At 60.5% G+C, this 22,029-nt stretch carries 23 protein-coding genes and 3 pseudogenes; 6 read left to right on the top strand and 20 right to left on the bottom strand.

All coding sequences use genetic code 11. From position 1 onward, the window contains the following. The first annotated feature begins 21 nt into the window (after window positions 1-21). Window positions 22-573 carry an isopentenyl-diphosphate Delta-isomerase gene (idi, locus tag ACIQC5_RS11435; RefSeq protein WP_400281900.1) on the top strand — a complete coding sequence of 184 codons (552 nt, stop codon included), beginning with the start codon at window positions 22-24 and terminating at the stop codon, window positions 571-573. 187 nt (window positions 574-760) lie between these two features. Here the strand turns inward: idi and ACIQC5_RS11430 are convergent, their stop codons facing one another. From ACIQC5_RS11430 to ACIQC5_RS11390, 9 genes and pseudogenes are all read right to left on the bottom strand, one after another. Further along, window positions 761-1,042 (bottom strand): PLDc N-terminal domain-containing protein, encoded by a 282-nt coding sequence (locus ACIQC5_RS11430; protein ID WP_400281898.1) that lies wholly within the window; start codon window positions 1,040-1,042, stop codon window positions 761-763. Continuing rightward, the gene (locus ACIQC5_RS11425; RefSeq protein ID WP_400281895.1) at window positions 1,024-1,752 is read right to left on the bottom strand and encodes a hypothetical protein; all 729 of its coding nucleotides are present in this window, start codon (window positions 1,750-1,752) and stop codon (window positions 1,024-1,026) included. Before ACIQC5_RS11425 ends, ACIQC5_RS11430 begins: the two co-directional genes overlap by 19 nt. Window positions 1,753-2,622: 870 nt before the next feature. Further along, window positions 2,623-2,796 carry a hypothetical protein gene (locus tag ACIQC5_RS11420; protein WP_400281893.1) on the bottom strand — a complete coding sequence of 58 codons (174 nt, stop codon included), beginning with the start codon at window positions 2,794-2,796 and terminating at the stop codon, window positions 2,623-2,625. A gap of 29 nt (window positions 2,797-2,825) precedes the next feature. After that, a pseudogene (locus ACIQC5_RS11415) lies at window positions 2,826-2,989 on the bottom strand (DUF4113 domain-containing protein); the annotation flags it as partial. A gap of 230 nt (window positions 2,990-3,219) precedes the next feature. After that, window positions 3,220-3,801, bottom strand: coding sequence for a DUF6036 family nucleotidyltransferase (locus tag ACIQC5_RS11410; protein ID WP_400281890.1), 582 nt, complete (start codon window positions 3,799-3,801; stop codon window positions 3,220-3,222). Further along, the gene (locus ACIQC5_RS11405) at window positions 3,798-4,418 is read right to left on the bottom strand and encodes a helix-turn-helix transcriptional regulator (RefSeq protein WP_400281888.1); all 621 of its coding nucleotides are present in this window, start codon (window positions 4,416-4,418) and stop codon (window positions 3,798-3,800) included. Before ACIQC5_RS11405 ends, ACIQC5_RS11410 begins: the two co-directional genes overlap by 4 nt. A 1,225-nt stretch (window positions 4,419-5,643) precedes the next feature. Continuing rightward, entirely contained in the window at window positions 5,644-6,216 is a 573-nt protein-coding gene (locus tag ACIQC5_RS11400) for a flavin reductase family protein (RefSeq protein WP_400281885.1), read from the bottom strand. A gap of 2 nt (window positions 6,217-6,218) precedes the next feature. Beyond that, entirely contained in the window at window positions 6,219-7,265 is a 1,047-nt protein-coding gene (locus tag ACIQC5_RS11395) for a methionine synthase (RefSeq protein WP_400281882.1), read from the bottom strand. A gap of 20 nt (window positions 7,266-7,285) precedes the next feature. Further along, window positions 7,286-8,278 carry a DUF1852 domain-containing protein gene (locus tag ACIQC5_RS11390; RefSeq protein WP_400281878.1) on the bottom strand — a complete coding sequence of 331 codons (993 nt, stop codon included), beginning with the start codon at window positions 8,276-8,278 and terminating at the stop codon, window positions 7,286-7,288. Window positions 8,279-8,398: 120 nt separating this feature from the next. Between ACIQC5_RS11390 and ACIQC5_RS11385 the strand changes: the two genes are divergently transcribed. The 4 genes from ACIQC5_RS11385 (at window position 8,399) to ACIQC5_RS11370 (ending at window position 10,316) form a co-directional block, all read left to right on the top strand. Further along, entirely contained in the window at window positions 8,399-9,340 is a 942-nt protein-coding gene (locus ACIQC5_RS11385; protein ID WP_400281875.1) for a LysR family transcriptional regulator, read from the top strand. A 46-nt stretch (window positions 9,341-9,386) separates the two neighbouring features. Next, window positions 9,387-9,524, top strand: a complete 138-nt coding sequence (locus tag ACIQC5_RS11380; protein ID WP_400281872.1) for a hypothetical protein — start codon at window positions 9,387-9,389, stop codon at window positions 9,522-9,524. A gap of 176 nt (window positions 9,525-9,700) precedes the next feature. Next, window positions 9,701-9,904 carry a hypothetical protein gene (locus ACIQC5_RS11375; protein ID WP_400281869.1) on the top strand — a complete coding sequence of 68 codons (204 nt, stop codon included), beginning with the start codon at window positions 9,701-9,703 and terminating at the stop codon, window positions 9,902-9,904. 244 nt (window positions 9,905-10,148) lie between these two features. Beyond that, complete coding sequence (locus ACIQC5_RS11370) at window positions 10,149-10,316, top strand: hypothetical protein (protein WP_400281866.1); 168 nt, start codon at window positions 10,149-10,151, stop codon at window positions 10,314-10,316. A 56-nt stretch (window positions 10,317-10,372) separates the two neighbouring features. Here the strand turns inward: ACIQC5_RS11370 and ACIQC5_RS11365 are convergent. Next, window positions 10,373-10,810: pseudogene (locus tag ACIQC5_RS11365) on the bottom strand (IclR family transcriptional regulator C-terminal domain-containing protein); the annotation flags it as partial. A gap of 39 nt (window positions 10,811-10,849) precedes the next feature. On the opposite strand from ACIQC5_RS11365, the gene ACIQC5_RS11360 reads away from it, so the two are divergent. Then, window positions 10,850-10,999, top strand: coding sequence for a hypothetical protein (locus ACIQC5_RS11360; RefSeq protein WP_400282436.1), 150 nt, complete (start codon window positions 10,850-10,852; stop codon window positions 10,997-10,999). 21 nt (window positions 11,000-11,020) lie between these two features. On the opposite strand, the pseudogene ACIQC5_RS11355 reads toward ACIQC5_RS11360, so the two are convergent. The 10 genes and pseudogenes from ACIQC5_RS11355 to ACIQC5_RS11310 form a co-directional block, all read right to left on the bottom strand. Beyond that, window positions 11,021-11,221: pseudogene (locus ACIQC5_RS11355) on the bottom strand (helix-turn-helix domain-containing protein); the annotation flags it as partial. A gap of 217 nt (window positions 11,222-11,438) precedes the next feature. Next, window positions 11,439-12,212, bottom strand: a complete 774-nt coding sequence (locus ACIQC5_RS11350; RefSeq protein ID WP_400281863.1) for a DUF4440 domain-containing protein — start codon at window positions 12,210-12,212, stop codon at window positions 11,439-11,441. Between the two features lie 118 nt (window positions 12,213-12,330). Further along, entirely contained in the window at window positions 12,331-13,353 is a 1,023-nt protein-coding gene (locus ACIQC5_RS11345) for an amidohydrolase family protein (protein WP_400281861.1), read from the bottom strand. After that, window positions 13,340-14,767, bottom strand: a complete 1,428-nt coding sequence (locus ACIQC5_RS11340; RefSeq protein WP_400281858.1) for a M20/M25/M40 family metallo-hydrolase — start codon at window positions 14,765-14,767, stop codon at window positions 13,340-13,342. Before ACIQC5_RS11340 ends, ACIQC5_RS11345 begins: the two co-directional genes overlap by 14 nt. Next, window positions 14,754-15,518, bottom strand: a complete 765-nt coding sequence (gene allE, locus ACIQC5_RS11335) for a (S)-ureidoglycine aminohydrolase (RefSeq protein WP_400281855.1) — start codon at window positions 15,516-15,518, stop codon at window positions 14,754-14,756. Before allE ends, ACIQC5_RS11340 begins: the two co-directional genes overlap by 14 nt. After that, window positions 15,515-16,933 (bottom strand): dihydropyrimidinase, encoded by a 1,419-nt coding sequence (hydA, locus tag ACIQC5_RS11330; RefSeq protein ID WP_400281852.1) that lies wholly within the window; start codon window positions 16,931-16,933, stop codon window positions 15,515-15,517. The genes allE and hydA overlap by 4 nt, the downstream gene beginning before the upstream one ends. Continuing rightward, on the bottom strand, window positions 16,926-18,422 hold the full coding sequence (locus ACIQC5_RS11325; protein ID WP_400281850.1) for an aldehyde dehydrogenase: 1,497 nt from the start codon (window positions 18,420-18,422) through the stop codon (window positions 16,926-16,928). Before ACIQC5_RS11325 ends, hydA begins: the two co-directional genes overlap by 8 nt. Before the next feature lie 35 nt (window positions 18,423-18,457). Then, entirely contained in the window at window positions 18,458-19,732 is a 1,275-nt protein-coding gene (locus tag ACIQC5_RS11320) for an amidohydrolase family protein (RefSeq protein ID WP_400281847.1), read from the bottom strand. Further along, window positions 19,729-20,457, bottom strand: coding sequence for an aspartate/glutamate racemase family protein (locus ACIQC5_RS11315; protein ID WP_400281845.1), 729 nt, complete (start codon window positions 20,455-20,457; stop codon window positions 19,729-19,731). The genes ACIQC5_RS11320 and ACIQC5_RS11315 overlap by 4 nt, the downstream gene beginning before the upstream one ends. Further along, window positions 20,454-21,989, bottom strand: a complete 1,536-nt coding sequence (locus ACIQC5_RS11310; protein WP_400281842.1) for a sugar ABC transporter ATP-binding protein — start codon at window positions 21,987-21,989, stop codon at window positions 20,454-20,456. Before ACIQC5_RS11310 ends, ACIQC5_RS11315 begins: the two co-directional genes overlap by 4 nt. Window positions 21,990-22,029 lie beyond the last annotated feature (40 nt).

Genomic DNA, 22,029 nt, shown 5'->3' with positions numbered 1-22,029 from the left:
AAGTTGAGGGGCGGGGATTGCGTGAGTTTTATCGAGCAGGTTGTGCTGGTGGATGACCGGGGGCAGTCCGTAGGTGTGTGCGCCAAGGCTGACGTTCACACGACAGAAACCCCGCTTCATCTTGCGTTCTCGTGCTACGTCTTCAACGAAAATGACGAAGTCCTCGTCACGCGCCGATCTTTGGGAAAGGTTGCCTGGCCCGGTGTTTGGACCAATTCATTTTGCGGTCATCCACTTCCGGGCGAAGCGATGGAGGATGCGCTGCGGCGACGCTCACTGTGGGAACTCGGGATGACAATCCGAGCTCCTCGCCTTGTCGTACCGGAGTTCCGGTATCGGGCGTTGGATGCCTCCGGCATCGTAGAAAATGAGATTTGCCCCGTCTACTTTGCCCATAGCGGCGACGTCCCGGATCTGCGTCCCAGCGAGGCCATAGATTTCCGGTGGGTCAAGCTCGAGGGGCTCATGGCTGCCGTAGAGGCAGCCCCGTGGGCGTTCAGTCCTTGGATGGTCCTACAACTGCAGGAGCCGGGGCTCGGCCGTTCATACGGGCAACAATCTCAGGGGGAGTAAGGCCTCAAGCAGGACGACGATCAATTGGGATCCACTTGGGGTGGATCAGATAAGATCCAGTTGGGCTTGGACTTATTCTTCGTGGTCGAAACAATTCGAAAGCGACCGCGGGCTTGCAGAGCAACGCGTGAGGGACCAGCATAAGCTGGCCCCTCAGTTGACGGGTGCTCCCCGAATGGCGGCTATGTCAACCTTTGTTGGCTGCCCCATTCTTGGGCCAGGGCGTGCGTTGTCGGCCGCGCATGGCGAGATAGATGACGGCACCGAGCAAAGGTACGGCGACTATTAGAATCCCCCATGCCAAACGCGGCATGATGGTCAGCCCGGGGTCCGTTAGGGCAAGTACCAAGGTGACGATCATAACGATGGCCAGAATAATGGTCGGTATTGCGGTTAGCGCCAAAAGCCAATAGTTCGGCTGTGTGCTGGCTTCTTGGATTTGCAAAGTAACTATGAGTTCGTGGCCCATCCTGAGTTCCCTCCAACGTTCAGTTCCACCCATACATCCCATGATCCCCACTGCGCAGATACCCACGAGTGTGCCCTAGCTTTAGCGGCGCCCCAGCCGTCTTCGCTTGTTTTGATCGGATCAAAATTTGCGGCGGTGCAGCTCCAACCGATGCCCCAACATGTTGCGGTCTGGTTGTAGACACTGTCGATAGTGTCGTAGGTTCCATTGATAATCGAGAAGTTGGCGTTGAATCCAACGTACACGTTTCCCCACTGATTCGATACGCCGCAGCCGCGGTAAACGGCATATCCACTTCCGGTGTAGACCGTACATCCAGAGAGGTTCGCCATTGGCGTAATCGCGTTATCTCCAGCCAATTCCGGAGCGTTACTGCTGAGGACTTGAGTGGGACGTTCGAGCGTGCTTACCATCACCGACCCATCAGGGAATCGGCTGATCCGGACGCTTGATGTGGGCGTATCCCTATCCTCGACACTTGTTGGCGCGACTCCCGTAAGGGAATCCCACGGCCTTCCCTCGTTCAAATCCTTCATCAGAGGTCCCCACTGGTGCTGCGGAACGTCGTACTGACGGAAGAAGTCGAGGATGTCCTGCTGATCGGAGGACGACTGGGTTGTTGGCGAAGAAGCCTGGGCAGGGGCTGACATGCCGAGAAGAACGAAGGCGGCGGCAATCAGGACCGTTAAAGAGACGCGCAGATGTTTCAAAAAACTCCCCTACTCTTTTCTTTGGGAGCTGGCACTGGGCGTGACCTAATCAAGATTCCAAGCGACTCCCCCTGCGCCTGAACCTGTGAACACTCTAGCTAGTATGACAATCCTGTCAAATCAATTATCTGTTTGTGTCGAGCTAGTGACCAATTCGTGGAACCATTGCTGGCGGCGGGGGTAATGAAGCACTATTCAACTGGTCCGGTTGCTGGTGGGCATGAAACTAGCACCAAACGACTAGCCCGCGGACGACCGCTTTGTTGGTAGCTAAGTGACCGCCCGTAAGCTGATGCTCCACCTCATAGTGGTGTGCGTCTCAGCAAACAGCCGGTAACAGGATGCCGGTGCACGCAGAACACAGACGTCAGTGGGCTGTGGAGTCGGCGGCCGGTGAAAACCGTCAGGCCGGGCATCGTCTGGATGAGACCGCCGCGGTCGCCAAAGCGGTCGGAGACTCCTGGGCGGATGTTTGAAGTAGTTGTGCGGGATCTGCAGCTTAATGGCGCGTTCGAAGAGTCCACTGTCGACCGGGTTCAGCGTTAGGTCCGCCCGAACAGGAACCTGGGGCAGTTTGTCCCTTCGTCGAGTTGCAGCATCGCTGGCTCAGGATCCTCGTGCACCATGGAGAGTCTTTCGCGGACCTGCTCAAGGCTGGGTAGCTTGAACTCATTCCGGATTCGTTCCCAGAGCTGGTCTGGGAGGGGCTGGCGGTAAATGTCACACCGCACCAGCTGATGAACTCGAGTTGCCAGTGTTCAGCCAAAGGCTCCCGCCGCAGTGTCAACGTATGCAGCTGTGCATTGGCTCCAGATGGTCGGGCTTGGACCTGCCAGTACTCGACGCTGACGACGTCCCCGGTGCCGACGGCTACGCGCTGCCGTGTTTCCCACCAGGATCCCTGGCGAACCAGTGTGCTGTGTGGATGTCCGGGTCGAGCATCCAGATCCGGCCATCGTACCTGATGGCCAGGGGCGTTCCGTCGGGGCTGAAGCGGACATCGACGTCATGGCCGGTCGTGGGTGATTCAGGTGCAAGAGTCATCTCGGGTTTCCTTTCTTACTTGGCGCCGGTCAGGCGGCCTTTACGACGGGGAGCTCATCCCAGTGCGTGGTGTACGTGGGGGAGAGCATGTCGCGTTCATGGTCCAGTCCGGGCCGCCCTTGATGCCGGCGTGGCCCAGTCCAATAGCGCCGCGGCCGTAGCGCTTGCTGACTTCTTCCAGGAGCATGCCGATGCGGTGCTGGCCAGCCCCCTCCGGCGCCAACACGACATACCGGCCGCTATCCAGGGCGACCATGCAACCTGCGAGATTGGGCGATGAGTCAGGCATCCCGGAGGCCGGAACGAGTTCCGAAGACAGGCGCTCCTTGTGAGCGGTATGTCTGGTGAGCTCCGGTCCCGCCGTGGGGTCCCATACCATTCAGACTGGCGTCCGGAGAAGCTAATTTGTGCCTTTGGCAACGGTTATGTGGGGTATGTGCCTGATTCGGGTCCGGTCCGGGATTCGAGGGCGGTGGCGGCGTCGAGGGCGTCGTCGACCACGATGAGGTAGTTGTCGCGTCCGGCGGCGAGTGGGATGGAGTGTTCGCCGTATTTGTCGTATGCGAGGTCGACGGCGTCGGCGGCGTTGGTGATGTTGAGTCGGCGCAGGAGCCGGGCGATGTCGAGGGTGTCTTTGTCGCGTTCGGCCGCGATTTTCATGGCCAGGAGCGTTTCTGTGTCTGCGGCCTGGATGGTGAGTCCGTCGAGCTGTTCGATGTCGACCCAGGTGGCGTTCTCGGGGACGAAGGCTGAGGCGTTGGTGTTGAGCCAGTCGGGGGCGAGGTCGTAGTCTGCTGCCATTTCCGTGACGACGGTGTGGATGGTGTGTGGGTCGGCGTAGCTGGCGTCGATGTCTGCGGTGGGCCGGTTGCCGATGCCCTGAAGGATGAGGGCGGCACCGCCCACTAACTTGACGTCGCCGTGAGCACCGGCGGCCTGCAGGCGCGTGCCGAGTTCATGGAGGAGAGCCCGGATTTGTGCGGCGGTGAGTTCTCCGCCGGTCATGCCGTGACCAGGCTACGTTCGCGGATGAAGACGTTCAAAGCAGCGAGTTCCGGCGGGGTTTCGGTGCGGGTGAGTTCCTTCATGGGTGTGCGGATGGTGCGGTAGGACTCTGCCGGCATCCATGCCTTGTCGAGGGGTTTGATCCGTCGTGTCCAGGATGGCGTGGGTTGGCCGAGGCGGTGTGCGGTGTAGTTGGTGATTCCGGCGAGGGCCGCTGACCAGTGGGGGTCTTTGAGGCGGGGGCTGCGCTGGAGCAGCGGTCTGCCGGCGGTGAGGGAAGCGGTGGCGTAGTCGGCGAGCATTTTGATGGCGAACTCAAAGTCCCGTTCGGAGATGAGTCGGGTGAAGGTTGCCGCGTAGTCTCGCCGCGAAGGGTCGAAGTCGCTGCCGCGGGGGATGGGATCTGTGGCGGCCAAGGTCAGGCCGACGGCGGCCATGACGGCTAGGGTTTTGCCGAGTTCGGCGCGGTCATGGCCGGCTTCCAGATCGATGAGGAACTTCCGTGACACACCGGCCATGTCGGCAAGGGTTTGCTGGGACAGCCCGCGGGCTGTGCGGCGGGCGCGGATGATGGCGCCCGCTGATGCGGGGGTATCGATGGTGCTTTCCAGTGTCATGGCATCCCTTCTACCGTCCATTATGTCACCGAATGGTGACATATGCATTTGAGGGCGGGCGTCCGGCGGTCAGCTGGCTCGTATGGGGATGCCAAGCATAGTGGACGCTATTGATCGGTCAGGTGAGTTTCGGCCGAGCGGATCATGAGATTGCCGAAGGGAGGTGCAGCCGCCGTGGAGAGATTGGATGCGAATAAGGTTTTGGACGCAGGAGCTACTGCCTGCGGGCGTGCCCTCGGCCGTGGGTTCAGGCCGGGTGGAGCCTCGGATTGTTTGCCAGCACAATGAAGAAACCGCGCCCCTTCCATATGGGGTGCGGTCGGCGGTTGGAGAGCTTGAATCGGCGAAATTGGCGTGTGGACAATGTCCACGCTTTGGGCTTCGGACTGGTTCGTACCGGGGTCGGATCGGGCGGATTCCGCATGTTTCCGCCACTCCCCAGTATTTCCATGACCCGGAATCCCGTTCGAGTCCCACCTCGGGCACGGCATACCCCCTCGTCAGAGGGGGTTTTTGCTTTAACGTGTGTACATTCTGGTTGGTCAGGCCCCTCTGACATTGGCCGCGGGTGTGCCTGGCGCCGCGGGTCGCCTGTTTGGTTGTGGGGGAGCGGGTTCAGGGTCGTGGCTGGTGGGCCCTCCGCTTGCAGGGTCGTTGGGTCATCCGGGCGTTCTTTCCTGGTGTTTCGTCGGCTGTTGGTGGCCGCTCACTTCTTCATGGTTGTTGGATGTGCCGATGACATGATTTTCAACGAAACTATCCTGAAGATTCTTCATAACCGGTTCAGTGTTGCTCCTTGCTCGTCCGGCGCATCGTATTTGTCCGGTCAAGAGGGTGTGGACACTGTGCACACTCCACTCTGCTTTTTGGTGGGATGGGCCCGTTCCGGATTTCTTGCTCACACAGCTGCATTGGAGCGCGTCATTCACAACGACATGACGGGGCCGTCTCGGATCGGGTCAGCTACGGGAACCCCCGGCATATCAATGTCTCTGGGGCGCTACGCTATGGCTGGCGAACCCTCCCCTGCGCATCGGGCGGTGAACGCTTTCGGTGGGAGCTTCTCGGGGGCGAACCGAAGCGTCGCATGCGTGCAGACGAGGGTTGCATCCGAGCCATTCAGGAAGTCGATGGACGCTCCGATGTTAACGAGGACGACGGCGGGAGTTGTCCTCCCGCCGTCGTGAGCCGTTCGGCTTGCCACCTCGCATTGTTGGCGCGGCGTTCAGCCTTCGAGCTTGGAATGCTCGCCCAGGCGGTGCCATGAACGGTTGTGGTAGACCAGAGCGTCGCCGGGTTCGCCCGCTTGGACGTCACGCATCACGCGCGACTCCAGGGCGTGAACGGCGATGATTGTGGAGGTCCCCACCTCCATGCGATTGATGACGGCGCACCGCACCCAGGCGCGGACATCTTCATACACCGCTTCGCCGGTTGCAAGGGCCGACCAGCGATGCGTCTGGTCAAAGCGGTCGGCGCCGGGGGTCGCTCCAAACTTCGCCAAGTCGACGTCGTGCGCGTCCAGCAGGTGCACGACGACGGTTTCGGCGCGCGAAAGCACCCTGGACGCAGAGGACAGTGCCGAGACCGAGAAAATCAGCAACGGAGGTTCCGCACTCACTGACACGACCGACGATACCGTCAGTGCCACTGGTCCTTCGCCGGCATCAGCCGTGATGACGGCGACACCTCCTGGGTGGCCACGGAACAGGGCTTTGAATTCGTCGGCCGAGAGGGAACGCGGGAAGGTTTTCTTCGGAGCCCCGAGCCACGTGTCTGTGGGATAGGCATGAAACATCGTTACGACACCCTGGGGGCGGAGCGGGCGAGTTCCTCGCGAACGATGTTCGTCCCTGCGCTGAGAGCACTCAGCTTGGCCAGTGCGACGTCCCGGGGGAATGGTGCCATGCCGCAGTTGGAGCTGGCGATGAGCTTGTCCGCATCGACGAACTGCAGGGCCTTGCGGAGGGTGTCGGCGACCTCCTCCGGGGTCTCGATGGTCTCGCTTGCGACGTCGATTGCACCGAGCATGACTTTCTTGCCGCGGAGGAGCTCGATGAGGTCCATGGGCACGTGGGAGTTCTGGGATTCCAGCGAGATGATGTCGATGCTGGAACTCTGAAGCAGCGGGAAGGTTTCCTCGTACTGCCGCCACTGTGAGCCGAGGGTCGCCTTCCAATCAGTATTCGCTTTGATCCCGTAGCCGTAGCAGATATGCACGGCGGTCTCCGCGCGCAGGCCTTCTGCCGCTCTCTCCAGGGCAGCCACGCCCCAGTCCTTGACCTCGTCAAGGAAGACGTTGAACGCGGGCTCGTCGAACTGGATGATGTCCACGCCGGCCGCTTCCAGTTCTTTCGCTTCCTGGTTCAGGATCGTGGCGAACTCCCAGGCCAGCTTCTCGCGGCTCTTGTAGTGGTCATCGTAGAGCGTGTCCACCATGGTCATGGGGCCGGGAAGAGTCCATTTGATCGGCCGGTCGGTGGTTGCGCGGAGGAACTTTGCGTCTTCGACGAAGACTGGCCGCTCACGGCGCACCGCTCCGACGACGGTCGGCACGCTGGCGTCGTAGCGATCGCGGATGCGCACGGTCTTGCGCTGTTCAAAGTCGACCCCGCTGAGATGCTCGATGAAGGTGGTTACGAAGTGCTGGCGGGTTTGCTCGCCGTCGCTGACGATGTCGATGCCGCGTCGGCTCTGTTCGTGGATGGCGATGCGCAGAGCATCCTGCTTACCCTCGAGCAGCGCATCTCCCTCCAGTTTCCACGGGGACCAAAGAGTCTCCGGCTGTGCGAGCCACGATGGTTTCGGCAGGCTTCCGACAACGGTGGTGGGCAAAAGTGTGTTCATGATTGACGATTCTCCGTGGGTCAGTTGACGAGAGCGGGGTATTTGGCGGTCCACTGGTCCAACAGGTCCTTGTGGGGCGTGATGAAGTGCTCCTCCGTGTACTTCGCCTGCGTGATCGCGAGCTGACTGCGCTCGACGCGGTCGTACGCGATCTGGGTCCGCGAGTAATCCTGCTCTCCCAGACTCGGCTGGTAGACGTGGGCGGCGGCGGAGTTCGCGTTGTAGATCTCCGGGCGGTAGATCTTCTGGAACGTCTCCATGGTGCTGATCGTGCCGATGAGCTGCAGGTTGGAGTAGTCGTTGAGCAGGTCGCCGCGGAAATAGAAGGCGAGCGGCGCAACGCTGCCGCGTGGCATGAAGTAACGAACCTGCAGCCCCATCTTTGCGAAGTACGCGTCCGTCAGCGAGAATTCGTCCTGCTGGTACTCGACGCCCAGGACCGGGTGACGGTTCTCCGTTCGCCGGTACGTCTTGCTCGTGGAGACGCTGATGCACACCACTGGCGGCTGCGGGAAGCGTTCCTGGCATGCCGGAGAATCGAGGAATTGCTGGAACAGTTTGCCGTGAAGGTCGCCGAAGTCCTCGGGTACGGTGGGCTTGCCTGACTCCGCTGCTGCCGCTGGCAGTACGACGCTGAAGTCGAAGTCACGGACGTAGGAGGAGAAGTTGTTCCCCACGATCCCTTGGTGGCGGACCCCGTTCAGCTGGTCGACGATCTGGATGTCGAGAACCTCGAACAGCGGGAACTGCTGATCCGTACCTTCCGCAGTGAACTCTATCTGCACGGAGACGATCTCAAGCTCGAGCGTATAACGGTCCCGGTCCGGGTTGTCCCAGCTTGCGAGATCGTTGAAGCGGCGCCGGATCATGGTCAGGGCGTTGCGGAGGTTCTCCTGGCGGTGCTCGCCCCGTGCCAGGTTGGCGAAATTGGTCGTGATCCGGGAGCCTTCCGATGGGGAGTAGTCCTCGTCGAAGGGGGTGGTCGTGATGCTGAAGGTGAAGTCGTCTGCCATGTGCTGCCAATCCGTTGATGGGCCGGAGACGGCCTTTCCGAAGGTGATGTATCCATGGTGCAGCCTTCCGTGGGGTATCAAGTAACTAGTGCTTACTATGCGTTCATATAGAATTTTCCTATGCCTCAGATTTCGAGCGGATTGACCCTGCAGCAGCTGCGCTACTTCATAGAAGTTGCAGCTGAGGGGTCGATCTCCGCGGCTGCCGATCTTCTCTACGTAGCGCAGCCGACAATGTCCGCCGCGATGAAGGATCTTGAGGCCCGGGTTGGCCGGGAGCTCCTGCTTCGCTCCGCCCGCGGAGTCACCCTCACCGCCGACGGGGTAGAGTTCCTTGGCTACGCAAGGCAGGTCGTCGAGCAGTTCGCTCTCCTCGAGCAGCGCTACCTTGGTAGGCCACCGCGGCGACGTCTGCTCGGGGTCTCAACGCAGCACTACTCGTTCGCGGTGGACGCCTTCGTCCGGATGGTCAAGGCCACTGATGTGGCCGAATACGAGTTCTCGCTGCGTGAGTCCCGTACCTGGGACATCATCGAGGATGTCCGGACGCTCCGCAGCGAGATAGGCATCCTCTACCGGAACGATTTCAACCGGAAGGTCATCGACAAGCTGCTCCGGGAATCCGGGCTCGCGTTCACTCCGCTTTTCCTCGCCGATCCGCACATCTTCATTTCGCGGAAAAACCCGCTCGCTTCAAAAGAGCGTGCGACTCTGGATGATCTCGCAGGCTTGCCGCGGCTAACCTTCGATCAAGGTGCGAACAACTCTTTCTACTTCGCCGAGGAGATTCTCTCCACCTTGTCCAGTAAGCAGGAGATCCGGGTCTCTGACCGTGCCACGATCTTCAACCTCATGATCGGGCTCCACGGCTACACGATCTCGACGGGCATCATCAGCGGGCAGCTCGACCCGGAGATCGTCGCCATCCCGCTCGACGTTGACGAACGCATCGAAATCGGCTGGATCGGCCACGCCGCGATTCCGCTTACCGACCAGGCGCAGCGCTACCTCGGGGAATTGCGGGCCGTCGTCGCTGAGTTCGGCGTAGCGCTACTCGACTGACCGCAGTTGAGCGGGTGGGTCTTTACCTTTCGGTGCTTAGACGTATGTGTTGCAGCCGAGCGGGTTGCTGGTGTCGTACCTGCCCGCCGTCGTCGTTGGCATCGCCGGGGCGGACGCCGGCGAGGAAACCGGCCTGTTCCAGGTGGTGACGATCCAGCCAAGGGATGTCATGCCGGGCTTGTAAGGCCGCGGTGCCGTCCTGGCTGAGATGCAGATCCCCCATGTCGGGCCGCTACATCAGGGCTCTTCTGCCCATTCAACTCGCAGGGGGAGGAGCGCTGACCTAGGACGTCTGGTCTGCAGCGTACCTTCTCTATCGACTGGGAACCTGAGCATGCGGATCAGCGCTAGACCGGTTACTTGGCCAACTCCATTGAGCCGTGGGGCATGTTGGGCAGCCCTCTGGAATTCCAAGTCAAAGATACCGAGCAGACACCGTACGGTGTGATCAGCCCGGATCCGTTGCGGACCAAGGTCCTGGGCAAGGAGTGGCCACGCGACATTCTCAATGGGTCTCGGGAATTCGCCCTGCAGGGTAGCCGCATAAGCAAGAACAAGATGTGAACGATGTCCACAGTTTCCACCTCGGACCGGCTCGTTCGGCCACCGGACTGGCCCGAATTCCGCATGTTTCCGCGGCCTCCCAGTGTTTCCAAGCCCCGGAATCACGTTCCTTACCCTCCATGATTTAGGCCTGGGCGTCCGGTGAAGGATCCTTTACCGGACGATTTTGGTTTTGGAGGACATAGGTGATTTCGTGTTGCCCATGATGACAGTTAGGGCCGTTAGTCACTTTCGGGAGGAAGAGATGGGCTTCGAAGCCGTCGTGCTTGCCGATCAGGATCTTGCCCCGGCATGGCAGTTGGAATTCCAGCGTTCGCTGGATCCAGATGAGCAGGATGTGGCCCTGGGAATGGGCTCCTACTGCGTAACATTGACCAACGGCGGTGCTGGGCAAAATACCCGGACATCCTGACTTCGAAACCTCTGTCCGGGATGGTGAACGAACGTTGGCCCATCATAGACCTTGCCTTAACCACGCCTGTTGTCGCTACATCCGGGTCCGGTTTTCAAAGAGGATTGATGAGCAACCCGCGCCGGCAACGCATCGCTGGCCGCGGAGGGCTGAAGACTTTGGCTGATCTGTCGAGCAGCTTCTTGCAGCGCGCTGACGTTCAGATTGATGTCACTAAGCCGTTCCAGGGAGCCTGTAACAGAAACTGCGAAAGGTCGACCCTGACTTGATGCTGGGACTGCGCACGATCTGAGACCGTTCCGATGGTCAGCGTCATCTACGCAGTAGCCGTCGGCACGGATCTGTCTGATCGATGCCATGACGCGCTGGCGATAAGCAGTACTCAACGTTCTATCGTGAGCCATTGCTTGCCAAACTTGATTGTCCATGAGTTCGGCCAACAGGACTCTACCCGTTCCCGTGGCATGCGCAGGGACGCTAGCGCTGGGGTGTGTGTACGTTCGCAGAGCCCGAGAAGACTGAACCTGGAGTGCGTGAACGAGGTAGTCGCCTTCCAGCATTACGAGGGACGCTGTCTCGCCCAACTGCCGGGCAGTGAGGGCCAGAGCTGGTCGGGCCGCCAGGATGTGCTGTTCAATAGCGCCTTCGCCCAAACGGATCAGTCCCGGTCCGAGGCAGTATGATTTGTTAGCCCGTTGATGAACGTATCCGAGCCTCGCCATTGTGCGCAGCTGACGGTGGACGCCGGCCATGCTCAATGCCAAACCCTTGGCCAACGCGCTGACCGTGGCGATCCCACCCAACTCGGCCATGAGCTCGAGGGTGGCGAACGCTCTCTCGACGGTCTGCACTCGCTTCAGGTCGGGGTTGGAGACTTTACGGATCCCAGAGGTTTCCGAAGACATGGTCACTCATCTTCCTTTCCCGGAAATTCGGGCGGTTGCTAATCTACGCAGGCAGCTCGGACTGCTTGTGCAGCCGGCCCCCGGCAGTCAGCCAGAGCTAACCGATCAGGCCTAAACGAAACGAATTTGGCTAGGCTTTAGGGGGCAGGCTTGGGGCTTGTCGCTTTGGGGAGGCCGAACGAGGCCAGATGTGGCATGTGGCACCTGAGTGCTGGGCTCAGCCTGCTTGCGTGTCCGGAGTCCCTTGGTGATAGAGCTGCTGCCAAAGATCACCATCGCGAGCCCAAATGGAGCTCCGGTGCACGATTCCGATGTCATCTTCAGTCCTGAAACGCACGTGCACTACGCCTGGCCGGAGTTCAACCACACGGTCAAATGTCACACCCTTGATCTGATCCGGAATAGTCTGCAGGACACGGATGACCTCCTCGCGCTCCCAATACCGCCCAGTCCGCCCGATTTCGTAAAAGTTAGGGTGGATCAGTTGTCTAAGCATTGCCGTGTCGTTGCGCCCCTCGGCGCTGAGCAGGGCCAGTTCATTGCGCAAGATCTCCTCACGCAAGTCAGTATCCGCCATCGCGACCCCTTGACATGCTAATTTCGGCCACGAATGTGATCCGGGCCATTGATGCGAGTCAAGACCCTTCCGGGTAGACCCCGCCCATGTAAAGTCCACATTGCGGCCGTCCAGTTCATTGTCGAGGCGAGCCAGAAGCTTGGATTTATCCGTGGGCGGGTTGGTAGCGGGCACATGGCCTTCCAAGTGTTCCCATAGCGACCGTTTCTGGAGGGTGATGGAGAGACTTTCTCCACTCGCCGTCGCGGTTTCGCGCAACAGATCCAGGACGGCGGCGAGCTCGTTCTCCTCTTCGGAAGCGTGCGTTTGGCCCCCGAGCCTCCACCGACGATCGTCGATGACCCATGCCCAGCAGTCGCTGTTCGGGGCACCCGGGAGATGGGCGTAGGTTGCAGCGTTAATTGTAGTTGTCATAGCATCTTTGCTCCTCTTGGTGGCATCAACGCCCGCGTGAAGCTGTTGTGAGTAGAACGCGACAAGCGGGCGTTGATCGAGTCGGAAGGCGCTCTAAGGTCGTTGGGGCTGGCGCAGATCAAAGTTGATGGTCTTCCACACTGTGTGTCGCCGTTTCGAGTTGTTGGGTTCGGCACTCCGGAAGTTGCAGGCGGAAAAGGTCTGCCGTGGACGCTGAAGCGATATCGGGGTCCAGCCCAGCTCTCGCAAAGGTTCGGCACGGCGTTTGGTCCCCGGTCAGGTATGGAGAGTCGGTGCCCAGCAGCACCCGGTCGGCACCGGCGAACGCCGCGAGATAGCGCAAGGCCTCGTCGGAATGCACGATCGAGTCGTACCAGAATTGATTCTTGTACGCCGACGGCGGCCGCCGTGCTGCTTCGCGTACCTCGATGCGCCTGTTCCAGGCATTCTCCATCCGTCCGAACAGGTACGGCAATGCTCCACCACCATGGGGGAGGAGCAGTTTCAGGCGAGGGTGACAGTCCAGTGTCCCCGAAGCGATGAGCCGAGCCACAGCCCAGCCAGTATCAAACGGAACTCCCAAGGTGTTGTTCAGGAAAAACTCTGGCGACGTGATCACGCCGCAGTAATAGGGGTGGATCATCAGGGGCACGTTCAGTGCTGCGGCGGCCTCAAACACCGGGTCCAGGCCAATCACGTCCAAAGGTTGCTCGGACGACAGCCCGGTGCCGATGATCCCTCCCACAAGGCCGAGCACGGAAACCGCCCGACGCAGTTCATCTGCCGCCTCCAACGGGTGGCCCAAGGGCAAAGCAGCGATTCCGAACAACCGGTCCGACGATGAGGCAAAGCCAGCCAAAGAATCATTCGCCTTGCGGGCGAAACCAACGGGATCGTGCTCGGAATCGTAGATAAACAGATGGGGTGTGAGCGAAACAAGGGAAATGTCCACTCCGCGCGCGTCCATAGCGCCGAGTTTCGCCCCGGGACTTTGCATCTCCGGGTAGTGCACGGGAAGTCTCCCGGCCTGCGTTTCCAAGTAGCCAGAGGTTCCAACGATCCCGTGCTCTCCAGTGCCTTGATGGAGGATATCCAGGACGAAATCAGGAACGAAGTGCGTGTGAACGTCAACTATTGGCATCAGCGTCGCCTTCGTCCTGTTCAAGGGCGGCAAGAGAGAGTAGGCGGAATACCTCTGCGCTGGTCTTGATGCCGTTCACAAACCATTCGAGGGACAAGTGCTCCCGGGCCGAGTGCTCCTGCATGTCCGGCTGGGCGTAGGGCACCAAAAGACAATCCAGGCCCACCGCATCGACAAACGTGGCAAAGACTCCACCGCCGCCGATCGAGGGGATAACTACTGGCGGCCGGCCCCACACAGACTCCAGGGCAGCGACGGCGGTCGCGACCAGCGGGTGGCGGCTGTCAACGCCCGAAGGGGGAGCATCCGAGAGTACCGTGATTCCGATGTCGTCGTAGCCGTTCACATCTAGGTGTTTGCGCAGCAAAGTTGCCACGTGGCTTGGCCGCTGCCCCTTGAGGAGAGCGAAATCGATCTTGGCCTTCGCTGAGGTGGGAACTGCCATCTTCAGACCTTCGCCCGTGTAGCCACCTTCGATGCCACACACGCACATCCGGGGCTCAAAGAACATTGAGTCCAGGGGGTGGTCCCGTTCAAAGTTCCGAACACCGAATTCCTCGGCGGGCGGAAGGAACTGGGCTGGTAGTTTCGCGGCGAAGTCACGGAGCTCGTCCGTAATGGGATCTGCTCCGTCGTAGAACCCTTCGATGGCAACCCGGCCTGAAGAATCGACCATCGACGAAATCGCCTGGGCCATCCTGGTCACCGGATTGGGCAGGATGCTTCCGTAGCTCCCGGAATGCCATTCGCTGTCACTCCCTGTAGCTGTCAGTTCCACATACAGGGCGCCCCGGATGCCGAGGAAAAGCGCAGGATCCCACACGCCAAGTGTCGATGCGTCTGATGTGTAGAGGAAGTCGGCGCGGAATTGGTCAACATGCGTCCGGATGTATTCCGAGGTGTCACCGCAACCGATCTCGTCCTCGCCGTCAAACATGAAGTTGATCTGGACAGGTGGCAACTCACCAAAGACGTCCAGCCAGGCGGACAAGGCGCACAAATGTGCAAGCATCTGTCCTTTGCTATCGCCGACTCCACGCCCCCAGAGGGAACCTTCGTGAACCGTTGGTTCAAAGGGAGGGAATTTCCATTCGGCTTCGTCACCTGCAGGTACGACGTCATAGTGGCCGTAGACCAGCAACTTTCTGTGGCTCTCACCGGACGTTGCCCAGACAATGGGGTGCGATCCGGTCTCGAGGAATTCAGACTTGAGTCCGATTGATTCAATGCGTGCCTTGAGATGCTCTGCGCATTCCCGTACGCCTTCGCCTGTGGCGCTGATGCTGGGTATGGAAGCGAACTCAATCAGCCACGAAAGATACTCGTCGGCACGTTCCTCCACCCGGGTCATCAGGTCACCTTGCTTATTGCGCAGAGTCTGGAGCAAGTTTGCGCGATCCTCAGAAACCGTCACGGTTGGCATCCTTATAGAGCAGGTAGGCAGACTGCGACAGCCCGCCGGGGTAGTAGTACTGGGGGCAGTACGGGGCCATGTAGATGAAATCGTCTTGCTGGACCTCATAGTGGGTCCGATCCAGGACGTAGACGCCGCGGCCCTGCAGCATGTAAAGGACGTGTTCCTCATCGTGGATCTCGACTTTGGGGAAGACGGCGCCGGGGTCGAACGACAGAATGCTCATGGCGAAGTCAAAATCCAGGGTCGCCGGAAGCAGCTCCAAACGGTAGACGCCAGGAACGGATCCCGGGGTAGGGGACATGGTGTCCGCGCGGCCAACGACCTTGGCAGGAGCAGGTGCTCCTTCAGATGCCTCGTACTTCCTTTTCACCCAGAGCACCCGGGCTGGGTTCTCCGAGGTATTTTCAAGTTCGAAGGTCTGTCCCTGTGGTAAATAGGCGTACGAGGTACCGGGGGCGTTGTCTCCAAACGGGCCGGTCACTCCGTCGTCGAGGGTGTAGAGGAAATTTTCGAAGCCGAGACCGGTGGGTGCCGTTGTTCCAGCCCCCGGCTCAATTTCCAGCAGGTACATCGCTACACGTGCCGAGCCGTTTCGTGGCGTGGTCAGCTTCTTGACCACGGTGCGGCTAAATTCCGGCAGCTTGGATCCGAAGTGGTTGGCCGGTGTAATGACGTAGTGCCCGGGTCCAAAGCCGCCGCGGTTGGTTGAGACCTGTGCTGGCGGCAATGCCAGGATGGTCTGATTCATAGGGTTTCTCCTGTTAGTTGATGTGTCGTGGAGCGATGCAGGAACGTCCCCGGCCGGTTCCCCGGAACTACCGAACCATCGACGAAAACGGTGCTGCCGCGGAGCAATACCCTGGTGATCCGACCGGCAACTTCCATGCCTTCGTACGGCAGGTAGTCAGCGGCAGAGTGATGGGTCGCAGCAGAGAGCACCGTTGTGGCATGTGGATTCAGGACCACCAAGTCGGCGTCCGAACCAACCGCTATTTCACCCTTCTTTGGGTGTATTCCGGCCAGCCGGGCGGGCGCGGTGCTGACGAAGTCCACCATTCGCTCCAGCGAATACCGGCCGTTGGCGACGCCTTGATAGGCAATTGCCAGCCTTTGCTCAACCCCGGGAAGCCCGTTCATGATGTGGGTAAAGTCGCCGTCAACGATCTTTTCCCCTTCGAGGGCGAACGGACAGTGGTCGCTGGACAGCACAGCGAGCGACCCGTGACTGAGTGCCTCCCACAAGGCGTTTTGGTCTTCGAGGGCCCGTGTTGGCGGTGAACAAACGAACCGTGAGGCCACCTCATTCGGGACACCGTCCAACATCGAATCATCAAAGACCAGGTAATGCGAACAGGTCTCAGCAGTGATATTGGTACCGGCCATACGCGCTCGCTCAATCTCCGACAAAGCAGCCGCGGAGGAGACATGGACGACATAGAGACGGGCGCCGGCCAACCCGGCCAACACCGCTGCCCGGGAAACGGCTTCCGCCTCAGTCACGGAAGGCCGGGATTTGCCATGCCAAGCGGGTTCCGTGTGGCCGGCGGATAGTGCGTCTTCCACCAAAACCTCTATGGCGTGGCCGTTTTCTGCGTGAACAAGGACCAGCAGGTCCGACTCGGCTGCGCGCTGCATGGCTCTGAGCAGTGCCCGGTCGTCGCTCATCATGCGTCCTGGGTAGGCCAAGTACATCTTTATGCTCGTCACACCGAGATCGGCAAGGCCGGACAACTGGGACAGGGTGTCTTCGTCGGGCTGCACCAGCACCATGTGTACGCCGTAATCAGCCCAGGGCTGCTGCCCGGCCACCCGCCACCTCCACTGTTCGAGAGCCGCGGCAAGGGACTCGCCGGGCTCTGCCCGGCAGAAGTCGACAATGGTGGTGGTTCCGCCGGCTACCGCAGCAGCCGTCCCCGTCGCGAAGTCATCAGCGGTCCTGATGGACCCCCGGAAGACCGAATCCATGTGCGTGTGGAAGTCCACACCGCCCGGGAGGATGTAACAACCTTCGGCTTGAATAACTTCAGCATCGTCGTGGCCGGACTCGAAGCTTCCGATTCCGGCCACGACACCATCGACAACGAGGACATCCGCCCGCTCAACACCGTTTCCGGTCACCACCATGCCACCGCTGACAAGGGTTGGACGCGGTGAATCAGACATCGAGGTTGAACCAGTTCGTCTTGAGCTGGGTGTACTGCTCCAGTGCATGAAGCGACTTGTCCCGCCCGAATCCGGATTGCTTGAACCCTCCGAACGGCACATTCACGTCCGCCTGGTTGTAGCAGTTCACCCACACCGTGCCCGCGCGCAAGGCCCGGGATACCTTGTGGGCTTTGGAGACGTCCTTGGTCCATACAGCTGCGGCCAGCCCGTAATCAGAGTCGTTGGCAATCCGGACGGCGTCTTCGGCATCCTTGGCCGTAATCACGGAAAGTACGGGTCCAAAGATCTCTTCCCGAGCGATGCGCATCTGGTTGTCCACATCGGCGAAAAGCGTGGGCTCAAGGTAATACCCGCCCGTTTCGAGGCGTGCTCGCTCGCCACCGGTGACCAGCCTGGCCCCTTCACGTCGCCCGATGTCCACGTAGCCATGAACGCGATCAAGCTGTGCCGCGTCCACGAGGGCTCCCATGCGGGTGTCCGCAGCAAAAGGATCACCGGGGCGCCACATGCGGCTGGCCGTGACCACCAGCTCGATGAACTCGTCCTTGATGGACTCTTCTACCACCAGGCGCGAACCCGCGCTGCACATTTCACCTTGGTTGACATATGCGGCAAGAGCGGCGGCAGCGGCGGCGACCTCGAGGTCCGGAGCGTCCGCCAGGACAATGTTGGCGGACTTGCCGCCGCACTCCAGCGAAACGGCCTTCATGTTCGATTGTCCCGAGTATTGGAGGAAGTATTTGCCTACCTGTGTGGAACCAGTGAAGGCAATCTTGTCCACGTCCATGTGCAGTCCCAGGGCCTTTCCGGCCTTTTCGCCGAGGCCGGGGACCACATTGAACACTCCATCCGGAATTCCCGCTTCAGCCGCAATGCGCGCCAGGGCGATCACAGGCAGTGGAGCCTGTTCGGCAGGCTTGACGATCACTGAGTTACCCGTTGCCAATGCTGGTGCGATCTTCCACATGGGCATGCCCAGAGGGAAATTCCAGGGGACTACTGCAGCAACGACGCCTACGGCCTCGCGTGTGACCAGGGCCAAAGCAGACTGTGCGGTTGGCATGACCTCGCCGGCCCACTTGTCGATCGCCTCTGCATAGAACTCAAGTACGTCCGCGGCGTGGTCTACTTCGCCGAGGGAAGCGGAGATCGGTTTCCCGCAGTCAGCGGTCATGATCGTTGCAAGCCGCTCCCGTTCCCGTCGAATTCCGGCGGCAAAGGCAAACAGCACCCGCTTCCGGTGGCGGGGAGGGGCCGCCGACCACCGTCCGTCTTCGAAGGCGAGACGCGCAGCAGAGACCGCTGCATTGACATCCTGCTCGGCGCCGGCAGCAATATGTCCGATCGCCCGTCCGTTGACGGGGCTCACATTCTCGAGCGTTTCGCCGGATGCTGCTCCGACGAACCGGCCGTTGATGAAGGCTCCGCCTTCCGGTGCTGCCGTAGCCGCAACTTCGGCCCAGTCTTCTGCAATTTCAATGGTCATTGGGTCCTCCTGATAATGGAAAAAATGGTTTGGTGCTAGTTGCGCGCGAGCCAGATCTCGGGTTGCCGGTCTGACGCAGGTGCTCCGGTGGCAATGTCGGCCCACAGCGTGCCGGCGGCGTTGTCGTCGTCGAGAAGATCCACCACGACAACGCCGTCTTTCATGACCATTCGGGGTCTGGCCAGGGCGCGCAGATCGTTAGATGGATCGCCGTCGACGACTACCAGGTCCGCGAAGTTTCCGGCCCGGATGCTGCCCAGCCTTGAATCGCCGATGGCCTCCGCGGAGACTTCGGTGGCAGCGAACAGAGCGTCGAGCTTGGTCATTCCGGCGTCGACGAGTGCTTCAAGTTCGCAGACCATGACATCACGGGCTGGAATCCAGTGGATGGGGTCTGATCCTGCAGCGATCTTCACGCCGGCAGCCATGGCCCGCTGCACGGATTCGCGGTGTACGCGCGCTATGCGCTCTTCGTAAACGGCGGCGCGGTCTTCCGTGATGGTCTTGCCCACAGTGAGGTGCGTTTTCGTGGAGAAGGCCCAGAGAGTCGGTACGTAGAACGTCCCCTGGTCCGCCATCCGGGAAACTAGCTCGTCGTCCAGGGCCAGCCCATGGTCGATGACGTCGATGCCGGCGTTCACTGCCGAGCGTGCAGCGTCGAGGCCCTCGCAATGACAGCCAACCCGGGCACCGAGCAAATGCGCTTCGGCTACTGCCGTGGCGATCTCCTCGTCATTGAGGTAGCGGAGGCACATCGTCCAATCCGAGTCGCCGGTGGTGTGGGAGAGGACAAGTTTGATGAGGTCCGCCCCACCAAGCCGTTCCTCACGAACGGCCCGCCGGACTTCATCGACACCGTCCGCGAAGTGATTCCGCCAGTCCACAGGGGCGCCTCGGCCTACGATGTTCGGACCTGCAGTGAAGGCACGCGGGCCCAATACCCGGCCCGCTGAGATCTCGTCGCGGAAGGCGTGGATTCCTCGGTGTTTGCAGCCTGGATCGCGGACTGTGGTGACGCCGGATTCGATAGCCCGTCTCGCGGTGATGACACCGTCAACGACGCTGGTGGTGATGAGCTTGGGATCGGCTTCCACACCGGAACGGCTCATCAGGTGAAAATGCGAATCGATGAGACCGGGGATGATGTGGGCGCCGCGAACATCGATAACCTCGTGGGCGTCGGACGGCAGTTGGCTGACTGGCTCGATCCCGACGAAGCGGCCGCCGTCGATCACCACCATTTGGTCCCTGACAAAGGCGCGTTCATCCGTGTCGAGGATCGGGCCTCCGAGTACAAACCGGGTTGTCATGCTTCCTCCTTGGAAGGATAGGTTGAGAGAGCTGGGCAGTCCGCCAGGGTTTCTGCCATCCGGACTCCGGCGAGAAGCCCGGCGACGACGGGACGGTTGACTCGGGCAGCGAGCTCCGGTGCGATCTGACCCATGACCGAACCCGTCAGAACCAGCACATCGCCAAGCTCGTCGCTCGTCCGACGACTATAGGCCTCAACGAGTTGGTCAAGAAGTTCGTCCGGGGACGTGGCCGCGTCCCTGCTGGTCGTTCGGGCCGGAATGATTGATGCCAACCTGGACTCCAGACCGTAGCTACGGACAAGTGCGCGCATCCCGGCAACTTTGGCCGGCGCCAGGACTGCGACGCTGAAGGTTGCACCGTGGGCGCAGGCCTGAAGCATCCCCGCCTCGGCTATCCCGATGACAGGCCGGTCAGTCAGTTCACGGGCAGCAGCCAGACCAGGATCGTTGCCGCATGCAACCACGAACGCGTCAAAGTCACGGCTGTGTTCTTTTACCAACGCCGCAGTGTGGGCACCTGAAACGATGACGTCGAAGAGTGTATCGATGCCTTCCGGACCTTCTGCCGGGTTGAGGAACACAGCTTCTGTGCCCGGTAACAGCTCCGGCGTCACAGTGTCTGCGAGCTGTTGGGTAACACGGTCAGAAGAGTTCGAGTTGATGACCGCTATGCGGCGGGTTCGCAACAACCGGCCAGCGTTGGAGTTCTGCACGATTCTCATACCGCGACGTAACACTGTTCGGTAATCTGCTTGGCTCCAGCACCGGTCAGTTCACGGCGCAGATGACCGCCGCGCATGATCAGAACGCGATCACAGAGATGGCTGAGCTCCTCGTGCTCGGACGAAACGATGAGCACGGCAACACCTTGGGCGGCCATAAGTCCCACCTGCTCAAGAATTGTCCTCTTTGCACCGACGTCGACGCCTTGCGTGGGCTCATGAAGAATGAGGCAACGAATCCCTTCCTTGGCCGCCCACTTTGCAATAAGTACCTTTTGCTGGTTACCTCCGCTGAGTGTCGCAAGTGCCATGTTCGGATCTCCGGCAGGACGCACATCAAAGAGCTCCATGGCCTTGACCACGCTTTTGTGCTCACGCTTTTGGTCGATGAAACCCCGCCGGGTAAATCGCCCCAACGACGCCAAGGTCAGGTTCTCAGCGATGGAGGCACTCATGATCCCTGAACGCCGCTTTCGGTCTGCCGGAAGCATGGCAATTCCCAACGCTGTGGCGGCTCCCGGCGAAGAAGTCCTGGCTGTCTTGCCGTCTACCTGCACGGTGCCTGAGTCCGCCTTGATGCTCCCAAGGATCAAGTCGGGCACTTCATCATGCCCGGCGCCCGCGAGGCCGGTCAGCCCCACGACCTCCCCTGGGCAGATCTCAAGGGAGAGCTCCCTGACCCCGCTGCCGCTCAGGTTGTTGACGCTAATGGCCGGTTTGACTTCCCGGACAATGTGGCTGGCGCGAACCGGGAAATGGGACTCGAGATCCCTGCCCAGGATGTGCCTGGCCAGTTCCTTCTCGTCTTTGATCGTTTTGGTCGGAGCGTCCATCACTACATGTCCATCCCGGAGGATCAGCACAGAGTCAGTTGCAGTCATCACCTCATCCAAGCGATGCGTACAGAAGGCGATTGCCGTGCCGTTCGCCGCAGCGGAACGCATCGCTTCGAACAGGCGATCACGTTCCACTCCAGTGAGGTTTGCGGTCGGTTCGTCGAGGACCAGCAGCGTCGAGAAGCCTCGCCCTCGGGCATAGACGGCCCGTGCAATGGCAACGACCGCCTTCTCTGCCTGGGTCAAGTCCTGAACAGGAGTCGCAGGATCGAGGTCCACGCCGAGGCCCGCCAACAGTTCACGGACTTTGGCTGCCTGGCCCTTCCAATCGATAAGGCCGTATTTGCGCATCATGGCACCCACAAACACGTTTTCCATGATTGACAGGGACCCGGCCAGCCCAAGGTCCTGGTGGACGAACGCGAAACCCAGCTCCGCGGAAGTTGTCGGCGTCAGCGGAAGGGACGCCTCGCGGCCGTTGACGCGCAAGGCGGCCCCGCCGTCGGGCTCGTAGATCCCGGCAAGGATCTTGAACAGCGTCGATTTACCTGCACCGTTTTCACCCAGCACCCCAGTCACCGTTCCGGGGGCGAAAGTCATCGAGACGTCATGCAGAACCTTTGTCAGACCGAAAGTCTTTGATACGCCCGACAGTACGATTCCCTCATGTGGGGCGATGCTCTGACGATGCTTCATTCTTCTCTCCCTTGCGATTGACCCGTTTCAAGCGGATCGG

Source organism: Paenarthrobacter sp. NPDC092416 (assembly GCF_044755025.1).
Lineage (GTDB): Bacteria > Actinomycetota > Actinomycetes > Actinomycetales > Micrococcaceae > Arthrobacter.
The sequence above is the reverse complement of the archived record's forward strand: the minus strand, read 5'-3'. Positions and strand labels throughout refer to the sequence as shown.

Excerpts from the sequence above, each read along its gene's own strand:
- ACIQC5_RS11385 (WP_400281875.1), top strand. The coding sequence starts at position 8,399 with ATGCCTCAGATTTCGAGCGGATTGACCCTGCAGCAGCTGCGCTACTTC.
- ACIQC5_RS11430 (WP_400281898.1), bottom strand. The coding sequence starts at position 1,042 with ATGGGCCACGAACTCATAGTTACTTTGCAAATCCAAGAAGCCAGCACA.
- ACIQC5_RS11325 (WP_400281850.1), bottom strand. The coding sequence starts at position 18,422 with ATGACCATTGAAATTGCAGAAGACTGGGCCGAAGTTGCGGCTACGGCA.
- hydA (WP_400281852.1), bottom strand. The coding sequence starts at position 16,933 with ATGTCTGATTCACCGCGTCCAACCCTTGTCAGCGGTGGCATGGTGGTG.
- ACIQC5_RS11320 (WP_400281847.1), bottom strand. The coding sequence starts at position 19,732 with ATGACAACCCGGTTTGTACTCGGAGGCCCGATCCTCGACACGGATGAA.
- ACIQC5_RS11390 (WP_400281878.1), bottom strand. The coding sequence starts at position 8,278 with ATGGCAGACGACTTCACCTTCAGCATCACGACCACCCCCTTCGACGAG.
- ACIQC5_RS11310 (WP_400281842.1), bottom strand. The coding sequence starts at position 21,989 with ATGAAGCATCGTCAGAGCATCGCCCCACATGAGGGAATCGTACTGTCG.
- ACIQC5_RS11400 (WP_400281885.1), bottom strand. The coding sequence starts at position 6,216 with ATGTTTCATGCCTATCCCACAGACACGTGGCTCGGGGCTCCGAAGAAA.
- ACIQC5_RS11350 (WP_400281863.1), bottom strand. The coding sequence starts at position 12,212 with ATGACAACTACAATTAACGCTGCAACCTACGCCCATCTCCCGGGTGCC.
- ACIQC5_RS11405 (WP_400281888.1), bottom strand. The coding sequence starts at position 4,418 with ATGACACTGGAAAGCACCATCGATACCCCCGCATCAGCGGGCGCCATC.
- ACIQC5_RS11370 (WP_400281866.1), top strand. The coding sequence starts at position 10,149 with ATGGGCTTCGAAGCCGTCGTGCTTGCCGATCAGGATCTTGCCCCGGCA.
- ACIQC5_RS11395 (WP_400281882.1), bottom strand. The coding sequence starts at position 7,265 with ATGAACACACTTTTGCCCACCACCGTTGTCGGAAGCCTGCCGAAACCA.
- ACIQC5_RS11410 (WP_400281890.1), bottom strand. The coding sequence starts at position 3,801 with ATGACCGGCGGAGAACTCACCGCCGCACAAATCCGGGCTCTCCTCCAT.
- ACIQC5_RS11315 (WP_400281845.1), bottom strand. The coding sequence starts at position 20,457 with ATGAGAATCGTGCAGAACTCCAACGCTGGCCGGTTGTTGCGAACCCGC.
- ACIQC5_RS11420 (WP_400281893.1), bottom strand. The coding sequence starts at position 2,796 with ATGACTCTTGCACCTGAATCACCCACGACCGGCCATGACGTCGATGTC.
- allE (WP_400281855.1), bottom strand. The coding sequence starts at position 15,518 with ATGAATCAGACCATCCTGGCATTGCCGCCAGCACAGGTCTCAACCAAC.
- ACIQC5_RS11345 (WP_400281861.1), bottom strand. The coding sequence starts at position 13,353 with ATGCCAATAGTTGACGTTCACACGCACTTCGTTCCTGATTTCGTCCTG.